The sequence below is a fragment of the uncultured Campylobacter sp. genome, from assembly GCF_938017775.1.
Classification (GTDB): domain Bacteria; phylum Campylobacterota; class Campylobacteria; order Campylobacterales; family Campylobacteraceae; genus Campylobacter_B.
In genome coordinates, this window is the sequence record NZ_CALIIU010000070.1 from 25969 (window position 1) to 36234 (window position 10266).

Annotated in this window: 10 protein-coding genes; all 10 read right to left on the minus strand. The window is 49.7% G+C overall.

The features are described from left to right. Positions 1-26: 26 nt before the first annotated feature. Complete coding sequence (locus tag Q0537_RS09180; RefSeq protein ID WP_299227433.1) at positions 27-788, minus strand: thiazole synthase; 762 nt, start codon at positions 786-788, stop codon at positions 27-29. Between the two features lie 532 nt (positions 789-1320). Continuing rightward, on the minus strand, positions 1321-2115 hold the full coding sequence (thiF, locus tag Q0537_RS09185; RefSeq protein WP_299227436.1) for a sulfur carrier protein ThiS adenylyltransferase ThiF: 795 nt from the start codon (positions 2113-2115) through the stop codon (positions 1321-1323). Between the two features lie 983 nt (positions 2116-3098). After that, the gene (gene thiS / locus Q0537_RS09190; RefSeq protein ID WP_297996092.1) at positions 3099-3302 is read right to left on the minus strand and encodes a sulfur carrier protein ThiS; all 204 of its coding nucleotides are present in this window, start codon (positions 3300-3302) and stop codon (positions 3099-3101) included. Further along, the gene (locus tag Q0537_RS09195; protein WP_299227439.1) at positions 3295-4887 is read right to left on the minus strand and encodes an ABC-F family ATP-binding cassette domain-containing protein; all 1593 of its coding nucleotides are present in this window, start codon (positions 4885-4887) and stop codon (positions 3295-3297) included. The genes thiS and Q0537_RS09195 overlap by 8 nt, the downstream gene beginning before the upstream one ends. Before the next feature lie 208 nt (positions 4888-5095). Next, the gene (locus tag Q0537_RS09200) at positions 5096-6223 is read right to left on the minus strand and encodes a cation diffusion facilitator family transporter (RefSeq protein WP_299227441.1); all 1128 of its coding nucleotides are present in this window, start codon (positions 6221-6223) and stop codon (positions 5096-5098) included. An 18-nt stretch (positions 6224-6241) separates the two neighbouring features. Further along, positions 6242-6628: a hypothetical protein gene (locus Q0537_RS09205; protein ID WP_299227443.1), complete on the minus strand. Its 387-nt coding sequence runs from the start codon at positions 6626-6628 to the stop codon at positions 6242-6244. Positions 6629-6987: 359 nt separating this feature from the next. After that, on the minus strand, positions 6988-8181 hold the full coding sequence (locus Q0537_RS09210) for a tetrahydrodipicolinate N-succinyltransferase N-terminal domain-containing protein (RefSeq protein ID WP_298053052.1): 1194 nt from the start codon (positions 8179-8181) through the stop codon (positions 6988-6990). 145 nt (positions 8182-8326) lie between these two features. Beyond that, positions 8327-8782 (minus strand): hypothetical protein, encoded by a 456-nt coding sequence (locus tag Q0537_RS09215; RefSeq protein WP_299227446.1) that lies wholly within the window; start codon positions 8780-8782, stop codon positions 8327-8329. 110 nt (positions 8783-8892) lie between these two features. After that, a complete protein-coding gene (locus tag Q0537_RS09220; RefSeq protein WP_299227449.1) occupies positions 8893-9063 on the minus strand; it encodes a hypothetical protein in 171 nt (56 codons plus the stop codon). A 42-nt stretch (positions 9064-9105) separates the two neighbouring features. Next, positions 9106-10131: a hypothetical protein gene (locus Q0537_RS09225; protein WP_297948580.1), complete on the minus strand. Its 1026-nt coding sequence runs from the start codon at positions 10129-10131 to the stop codon at positions 9106-9108. Positions 10132-10266: the final 135 nt, after the last annotated feature.

A 10266-nucleotide genomic window follows, 5' to 3' on the forward strand; every position in this document is an offset into this window, starting at 1 on the left:
CCAAACGCGCTTAAAATTCTAACCGCTTATCTCAAAAATCCAGTTAGCGGCGAACTTGCGCTGGCTGTTTTGCAAACGGCGCCAAGCCCCGCCAGATAGGCATCGCGCCCCGCCTGCACGCCGAGCGCAAACGCCCGCGCCATCAGCGCCAGATCCCCGCTCGTGGCGATCGCCGTATTTACCATCACCGCAGCGCAGCCCATCTGCATCGCCTCGCAAGCCTCGCTAGGCGCGCCGAGTCCCGCATCTACGATGATCGGTACGTCGATTTCGTCTAGCAAAATTTCGATCATCCCGCGCATCATCAGCCCGCGATTAGAGCCGATTGGCGCAGCCAGAGGCATCACGGCGGCAGCCCCCGCGCTTACTAGATCGCGCGCGACGCACAGATCGGCGTGCATGTAGGCGAGCGGCACGAAATCCTCGCGCGCCAGGGCCTCGCAGGCTTTGATCGTCTCGGCGTTGTCGGGCAGAAGGTACTTACTGTCGCCTATGATCTCGATCTTTACGAAGTCGCCGCAGCCCAGCTCGCGCGCGAGCCGTGCGATCCGCAGCGCCTCCTCGGCGTTTCGTGCGCCGCTAGTATTCGGCAGCAGCGTGACGCCGCGAGGGATGAAATCCAAGATATTGCGGCTCTTGCTTTCGTTCACGCGGCGCAGCGCAAGCGTGACGATCTCGCAGCCCGCGTGCCGCACGCAGGCGTCAATCATCGCGTGATCGAACTTGCCAGAGCCCATTATCAGGCGCGAGCTAAACTCCCTGCCGCCTAAGATCAGTTTATCGTCCATTCTATCCTCTTTAGTTTAAATTTTCGTTTTATGCGCGGCACTAAATGGCGTATATCGGCGCACGCAGTGCATTATACACAGCGCGAGATATGCGCGCTTTGCTTGCTTCTATTCGTCGCTTTACACGCTGCACGACGCTGCGCCCGAGCTTTAAAATTTCTCGTCAAAATTTTACGCCACGACATAAAATTTTAAAATTTCAAGCGCAGACTGCGGCTCGCTTCGCTGCGCGGAATTTTAAATCCTATGTTCAAAAGTAGCCGCTCGCGCCGAATAAATTTTAAAATTTTTACTTATCTGCGAGCGGCGCACGACAAATGGTTTAAATTCCGTCGTTTAAATTTAGATCTCGCAGTTAAATTCCGCAGCTAAATTTGCGCGGCGCGCGGTAAAATTCACATCGCCTTTTAAACGCGCTGTATGCCGCCGAAACGCTCGCCGCTTCTCAAAAATAATCGCGCGAGGCCTTTAAATTCAGCGGCAATGCAAGCGCGTAAATTTAGAAATGCAGGCGCGCGATGAGTAGTCGGGCCTAGCCCTCCTCGCCCAAAATCAGCCTAAGCGCGACGTTTGCCTGATGTGCGGCGCAGATCGCCACGCGCGGCGCGAGCAGCCCCACGCCTTGAGCTGCGGCGCTTTTGCGGTCGCCGCAGACGAAGACGTTTTTGCCGAGTCGCGTCGTGCGGATCTCGTTGGCGCCGCCGCTACCCGCCATGCCGCTAGCGCAGATCAAAAAGCGATCCGTGCCGCCGAATGCGCCAAAAATCATCGCTTTCGCCGCCGCGTCGTCGAAGCACTCGCAAATTATACGCTCGTTTTTTAAAATTTCGGCTACGTTTTGCGCGGTAAGTAGCTCGTTTAAGGTTTGCACGCGCACGAACGGGTTTATACGCGCGATTTTTTCGCGCAGAGCGGCCGTTTTGGGCTTGTAGAGATCGCCGATCTCGTACTGCTGGCGGTTGAGGTTGGTCGGCTCGACGACATCGAAGTCGATCAAAAAGAGCTCGCCCACGCCCGCGCGCGCAAGCAGGATCGCGACGTTTGAGCCGAGCCCGCCGAGTCCGCAGATCGCCACGCGCGAGCCTTGCAGCGCCTCGTTTACGGCAGGGGCGTTGCGAGCAAACATCAGCTCGCGAAGCTCCTGCGGCGCCAGCTCCGCACCGCGCGCGAGTAAAAAGAGCTCATCGCCCGCCTTCAGCTCGCAGTTTTGCGTGCTCGCATAGCCGTTTATCACGGCGATCTCGCCGCTAAATTTAACCTCGCGCTTCAGCCCCTCAAGATCGCACGCGCCCGTTTCGTAAGCTTTGCCGTTTAATTTTATCTGCATTTTGATCCTAAATTTTATCTTTTTGCGCGCCCGAGCCTCGCCGCGCGAGCTTCGACCCTGTGCCTTTTTTGCGTCACGCAAAGCCGAAAATTTTAACGATTCTACGAGCTGTAGCGCGCAATTGCTCGCTTCGCACCATGGCGATTTATACTTAAGACAAATTTGCGCGGTCTTGATGACCGAAGCTCAGCCCGCCGCCATGATTGAGCTCAATTAGCCAACGCACCCGCACTTGAGCTTAACGCAAGTGCGCTTTGTCTTGCGACTAGCGAAAAGCTACGATCAATCGCGCGTAAACCCGAAGCGAGCCCAATCGATAAAATTTTGACGCCGTATCGTGCGCCGCGCAACAAAGTCGCATTCCCGCTCCTTTTTACGTCGCAGTATTGTAACGCGGCATATCGATAGATCTCCGAATCGATCCGTTAATTTTACGCACTGCGGCGTGCCGCCGAACGCGGAATTTTATGTTTAATATAAATAGATCACGCGGCACATACCGTGTTTACGAGCTAATTTAGCGCGCTCGCGGGTAAAATTTGCGCGTCGGGTGCCGTTCCCTAGCGCGACGAAATTAAATTTTAAAGCCCCGTGCTCAAACCTACGGCGCCGACGCAGTTTACAGCTCCACACCCAGTCGCTGCGGCTAGCGACGCAAATTAACGTTTCGCTGCCGCAATAAAAATTTAAACTCTATCACCGCGGAGCGAATTTTAAAACTCCTGCGCCCAGCCGCCGCGGCCTAGCTCACTTTTAAAAATTTAAAGGCTCGCCGCAGGCACCAGGCTACCGCGGCTTTCTCATAAATCTAAAAACCCAAACGCGCTATGTCTTCGCGCCGCCGTACCGCTTAAAATTTTAACGATACGCGTGCAAATTTTAAGCTCTAGCCGCTGTGTCGCTAAGCCGATTAAAATTTAGCGGCTTCCGCGCGGATTTAAACCTCGGCTGCCGTAATTTTAAAATAATTCAAAGCTCCGACCTCAGCCGCCGCCTACGAACTCAACGATCTCATATTTTTTGCCGCTTGAGATCTGCGTGCGCTCCCACTCCTGCTTTTTTAAAATTTCGCCGTCGCGCTCGAGCGCTACTAGGCGCAGATCGTGTCCGCGCCGGCGTAAAAACTCGCTCACGCTCATATCCTGCGCCAGCTGCAGCCGTTCGCCGTTTACGCAGATCTCAATCATCGCTCGCTCCCAAGCTCTCTCGATACTCCTCGTAAGTGCCCCTAAAATCGACGATTTCGCCGCCTCCTTTGAGGTGCAAAATTCTATTTGCAAACGCGTCGATGAGCTCGCGGTCGTGGCTCACGCAGATCGCGCAGCCCGCGAAGTTATACAGCGCCTCGCCAAGCGCGATGATCGCCTCAAGATCAAGGTGGTTGTTGGGCTCATCTAGCACCAGCAGGTTCGGCCGCTGCAGCATTAGCTTGCTTAGCATCACGCGGTGTTTCTCGCCGCCGCTTAGGCTGCCCACGCTTTTCTCCTGCTCCGCGCCGCTAAAAAGCATACGTCCAAGGCATTTTCGAATTTCATCCAGATCCCTATTCTGCGGGCTTTGCAGATATTCGTAGAGCTTGAGCTCGCCTGAAATTTTATTATTCGTATCCTGCGCGAAATATCCCGGCTCGATCGTGGCGCCCATATGCACCTTGCCGCGCTGCGGCGTGAGCTCGCCCATGATGATCTTGCAAAGCGTGCTTTTGCCCACGCCGTTTCGACCGATAATCGCGATCTTATCGCCGTGAGCGAGCTTGAGATTAAAATTTTTCAGAATTTCAATCTCGCCGAAGCTCATATCCACGCCGCTTAGCTCTAAAATTTCATTGCCGATCTCGCGCGCGGGCTTGAATAAAATGCTAGGCTCCCTGCGCGAAGAGGTCGCAAGCTCGCTAAGATCGAGCTTGTCGAGCTGTTTTTGACGGCTCGTGGCCTGCTTCGCCTTACTTGCGTTGGCGCTAAAGCGAGCGATAAATTTTTCAAGCTCCGCCTTCTCTTTGAGTTTTTTCTCGCGCTCAAACTGCGCCTGTTTGGCAATTAAATTGGATGCGATGAACCAGTCGTCGTAATTGCCGCTAAATTCGCGCACCCGCCTAAAATCCACGTCGAGGATGTCCGTGCAGACGCGGTTTAAAAAGTGGCGGTCGTGGCTGATGACCACGAGCGTGCCCGTGTGGCGATTTAGCTCAAACTCGAGCCACGAAATGGCGTCGATATCGAGGTTGTTCGTAGGCTCGTCCAAAAACAGCACGTCGGGGCGCGGGAAGAGCACCTGAGCAAGAAGAACCTTAAATTTATCGCTCGTCTCGATCTCGCTCATCTTTTTATCGAAGTCGTTTAGCCCTAGCGAGCTTAAAATTTTCTCGATCCGCGTTTCGTACTCGTAAGCGGGGTCCTCCTCGGCGCAGATCATCTCAAGCTCGCCGAGGCGCTCGTTTATCTCGTCGTTAAACTCGCCCGCTTCGTAAAGCTGCGTCTTTTCGCGCACGGCGTCATAAAGGCGCTTGTTACCGTAAAGCACGGCGTCTTTGACACTGAAGCTTTCAAAGGCGAATTGATCCTGCCCCAAAACGCCGATTTTAAGCCCACTTTCGATCAAAATTTCGCCGCTGCTTGCTTCAATCTGCCCGCTTAAAATTTTAAGTAGCGTCGATTTGCCCGCGCCGTTTGCGCCGATGAGACCGTAGCGCCTGCCCTTATCGAGGCTCAAATTTACGTTTTCAAAAAGTAGCTGTTTGCCGAAGCGCATCGTTAAATCTTTGATTTCAACCATATTTTTCCTTTTAAATTTCTCTTTGCGTTGCCTTGCGCGCGGGCTTCTGCTAAGTTTTGCGCACAAATTTCATATCACGTTTTATTGCGGCTTTTGTGCCGCGCGAAGCCGCGATAAATTTCTCCTATTGTAGCTTAAAATTCTAAAATTTCGCCGAAGGGGCGCGGGCGGGCGCGATTAAATTTAAACCGCTAAAGCAATTTAAATTTTAGCCGCTGTAATCGCTATCGCGAGTGATGATGAGCGTGTAGTTCGGATACGCGGCGCGTACCTGCTTGCAGACCGCGCGAAACGTCGCCTCCATGTCGGGCGCTGCGAAATCGACGATAACGTCGAAGCTGATCGCGCGCTTTTCCTCGTCGAGATAAAATCCATGTATCTGCGAGACGAACTCATGCGAAAACGCCATCTGCTTGATATGCTCGTAGATCTCGGCGGCGCGCGGATCGTTTTTGTTAAATGCGTAAATTCCTACGGTGTCTAGGATGATATTAAATTTCGCAAAAACGGCGTTTTGGATGCGGCGCGTAAGAGCGTCGATCTGCGCCGCTGTCGTATCGCTTGCGACCTCGATATGCACCGAACCTACCATTTTATCGGGTCCGTAGTCATGAAACATCAGATCGTATGCGCCGATGACGCCCTCAAAGCCGCGCACGACGTCGTAAATTTCATTCGTCAGCTCCAAGCTCGGACGCGAGCCCAAAAGCTTGCTGATCGTATCGCGCAGAATTTCATACGCCGTTTTGATTAAAAGCGCCGAAATTATCGCGCCCAGATACGCCTCCAAGCTCAGCCCGAAAATAAGCGAAATAAAAGCCGCTACGAGGGTGGCTAGCGACACGAGCGCGTCGTATTTGGCGTCCACGCCGCTTGCGATGAGCGAGTCGGAATTTACGCGCTCGCCCGTCTTTTGCGTATAGAGCCCCAGGCTAAATTTCGCCGCGACCGCCACGGCGATGATGGCGAGCGAAATTGCATTATAATTCGCCGTTTGCGGATGGATGATCTTTTTGATCGATTCAACGAGCGAGACGCCGCCGGTGTAGAGGATGATGACGGCGATTACGATCGCGCTTAGATACTCGATCCTGCCGTGTCCGAAGGGGTGCGCGCGATCGGGTTGCTTGCTAGCAAGATGCACGCCCACGATCGTAATGACGGACGAAAGCGCGTCGCTTAGGTTATTTACGGCATCAAGCACGATCGCGATCGAGCCCGAAATCAGCCCCACGACGCCCTTAAATGCCGCTAAAATTACATTTGAAACGATACCGATCGCACCGGTGCGAATGATGATTTTATCTCTGCTATACGCCGCTTGAGGCACTTCCATTATCTCTCCTTTGAAATTTTACTCTAAGCCGCAATCGCTGCGCGTGTAGGTCAGATCGGCGATTTTTTCGCCGCTTTGCAGAAATTGTCGCACGCCTATGCGTTTTAGACCGCCCGCTTTCATCGTCGCGCAAACGTCCTTTTGCCTATCGGCGCGCAAAACTCTCTCAAAATTTTGCTTTATTTTAGGATCTACTTTATCCCAAATTATGTTTTTTAGGGTCATGGAAACTATAAATTTATCGCCTTCGCACGTAGCCGCACCCAACTTTATATCTTCAGTCTCTGGGTGACTGCGCCCATTTACGGCGTCCGCCAAAGCCTTGCAGCGCTCGGCATCGGCATCTCCCGCAAGCGCTGCGCTGCAGATAAATACGCCGAACAGGGCGAGTATAAATTTTTTCATTTTTATCTCCTTATTTTTATTTGAAATCTATCATATTAAAATTTTAAATTCAATCTATTTTTGAAATTTAAAGACTTATTTGCGCGGCGCAAATCCGCGAGCCGCCAAAATTCCTTGCGTTAAATTAGTGGCATAAATTCAGCAAATCACCGCTAGAAATTTCTAAATCGCGACAAAAATTCTTTAAATTCCGCGTGAAATTCTATGAGCGGAAATTTTTGCGACGGATCATATGCGCTCGCTCAAAGCGGCGTGCGGCGAGATCGTCCGTATCTTTTTTAACTCGCCTTTAAGTTATAGATTTAACGCAGCTTTGAAAAGCTCCAGCCAATCCGCGCCCGCCGTTTAAATTTATAAATTTAATGCAGTTCCGCGTTGAGTTTGATCGCACGCTTGCTAATGCTTGCCGTAATCTGCCCGCTTTGGCTATTTTGTCGGAAGTGCAGACCGCTAAGCCCGGCAAGCTCAAGCCCTTTATAAATTTCACGATCGAACGCAAAGCCCGCATTTAGCGCTGCTAGCGCTTCGCGATCCTTTTGCGCGATGAAAACCTTCGTGCCCTCAAGTACCGCAATACCGGCATCCACGATGCAGCGGTCGCCTAGCGGAATGCCCGTTACGGAGTTTGCGCCCAGCAAGCAGTGCTTGCCGATGCTCACGGCATTGCCGTTGGTGCCGCTTAGCACGCCCAAAATCGATGCGCCACCGCCTATGTCGCTGCCCTCGCCCACGACGACCGAGCTGCTGACGCGCCCCTCGATCATAACGCTACCGGTCGTACCTGCGTTGAAATTTACATACGCAGCGCCCGGCATCACGGTCGTACCCGCAGCGATATGCGCACCCAAACGCACCTTTGCGTCATCTAAAATCCGAACGTTTTGCGGCGGTACGACGTGGCTTAGGTAGCGCGGAAATTTATCGACGCTGATGATGCGCGGATAGCGGCCCTGCATTTTTAAAGAGATTTCGTTTTCTCGCAGCCACCAAAGCTCGATCGGACGGGCGTTTTCGTCCCACGCGACATTCGGAAGCACGCTAAATGCGCCATCTAGATTGAGCGTGCGCGGCTCGCAGAGATTTAGCGAAAGCGCGTAAAGCTTGAGATAGATGCTCTCGACGCTTTTTGGCGCGGCATCCTCGAAGATGAAGCTAGCGCAAAAGCTTGCGTGCTCGTCCGATTTCATCGCCTCTTTAACCGCAAGCAGCACCTGTAGATTTTTGTGTGCGCCCTCTTTGGCGTCTGGCTGTAGAAATTTTAAAACCTCGATCGCCTTTTTTAGGGCTTTATGCGTTAGCGTAAAAATACACTCGCTACCGCTAAAATCCACGACCTCGCCGCATTCGGCTAGAGCATGGATTAGCACTGCTGCGCTTACTAGCCCGTCTTTAAAATTTACGTGTGCGTAATTTACGCTTAGACTTTTATGCTCCTCCGCACGCCCCTTAAATATGCGCCCGACCGCCCACATGATCGGATCGCGATAACCCTTTTTGGCGCGAACTTTATCTGCAAAAGCCTGAAGCTCGCTTAGGCTTTTAATCTCTTTCATATTTAATCCTTAATCGCAAAATTGCGCGGGAGTATATCTAAATTTAATTTAAAAGGAAGTTTTACGGAGGTGCTAAACCATAAATTAATATCGTAAAATGTTTTGCTTTAGGCTTTATATATAATAATTTTATTGCTTATTTAAATTACAAATATTTTATATCACCATCGAAAGGAATTTGTCTAATTTCGTCAATTTCATTAGTAAATCCATCGGCGTCTTTAAAAAGTCCCAAAATAGCAATTCTGCCATATCTAAACAACAATCTTCCCTCAATATATTTTTCTTCGTTTTTTGAATATATTTTTACTTTATCATGAGCCAAACCAATCAACTTCAAAAATGAATAATCAAGCTTAACATAGTTATCAAGGCAGAAAAAAATACTAAAAATATAAAAGAAAAATATTAGCGACGAACCTATAATTATCCATCTTATTTCTTTAGAATATAAAAATAAACATAACAAGACCGAAAGAAATATAAGCGTGACAATATAAAAAATAATTAAAGTCATCGCCGATGTTAGATCCATTTTCTTGAACGCTAATAAACCAAAAATAATCAATACAATAATAGCCACTGTTACACAAATAGCCATTGTTACACATATAAAACCCTTAACACGATAGCATTCAAAAAACAAGAATACAGACAAAATTGATGGTAGATATAAAATCATTATAATAGGTAATACTAATAAAAAGAAGGCTAAAACAAAAACGAACTTGTTTTCTTTAAATATGCTACAGTCAAAAAATTTATATTTTTCATATATGGAATAAAAGCGGCATAACCAAATACAGACATAGCTATGGAAGCTATGGACAGAAATGAAAGCAAGTATTTAGCGCTATTTAATACATCAATTGCTGGTAACATAAAAACCTCCTTCTAATTTATATTTTACATTATACCATAAAACTACCTAAACACATCATCCATCGGCGTGCTTTCGCATTTCTTGCGGTCCGCTTCTACCGAGAGTAGGCGAGCTTTGCTTTCGTCTAAAATTTTTGGTGTAATAACAAGCCCCGGTAGGTCTAAGGAATTTACGGCGTGCTTGCCGGCAAATGCCCCCAGGCCTCTGCCAAATATCCCGTTTACGCGCCCGTTCATATCATAAATCTCGCTGCCGTCGCAGTGAAAGACATTGCCCGAGATGCACTCGCATTTAAGCCCATCCGCAGCCTCTGTGTATCTGTAGTCCTCGACGTAAAGCGCACCGCTTACACCACGGACGCTACTTATGGGGTTGTAAATTAACACGGCTAGAATTTCATTCTTTTGCGGATTTGAGATCTCCCACTCCACGGCGCGATATGAGCTAAGCAGTAGCACGATGGGCTTATCGGATTTAGCTAAATTTAGCTTGACGCGATTATTCATCTGCGCGCTTTCGTAGATCGCGCCCAGCCACAGATCGTAGTCCTTATCCGCAGGGATCTTGGCTACGGCGTCTTTTTGACGATAAAAGGGCTCTACATCTTTAAAATCCACGAAAAGCTCGCTAGAATGCGCGTCATTTAAAAACCACGCTTCGATCTTGTGCTTGCCCTTGCTAAATTTATACGTAAGCGGGCGCTTTTGATTGCTCGACGTCCCACCTAGCACATCCGTGCCGTCCACGGCGATTACCAGCGTAGACCAGCCGTAATCTCCTAGCACCATCTTTTCGATATCGGCGTCAAAATTAAACTCGCCTACCCAATACGCCATAAGATTTGGAGACGGAATTTCATGGAAAGAATTTCCTTCGTAATTGACGCTGATGCGATCGACATTTTCAGAGAAAACAACTTTCTTAGGCTCATCTTTATTCAGATAAAACGCCAAAAACTTATCCTGCGGGATCTGCGCGTCCGCGGTAATCTCTTTCGCCCATTTTTGCATATTGCTCTCTTGCGCGAACGCCGCAAATGCAAGCACCAAAATAATCAAAAACCTCATTACTGACCTTTCTTATTTCGTATAAAAGTAAAATCCCTAAACCTAAAATCCCTAGGCTTAGGGATTTTGCCGCCTTGGCTCCACAGCCTATACGAATAAAATTCCAACTGCTTAAATTTCAGCTGCGCGAGAAAT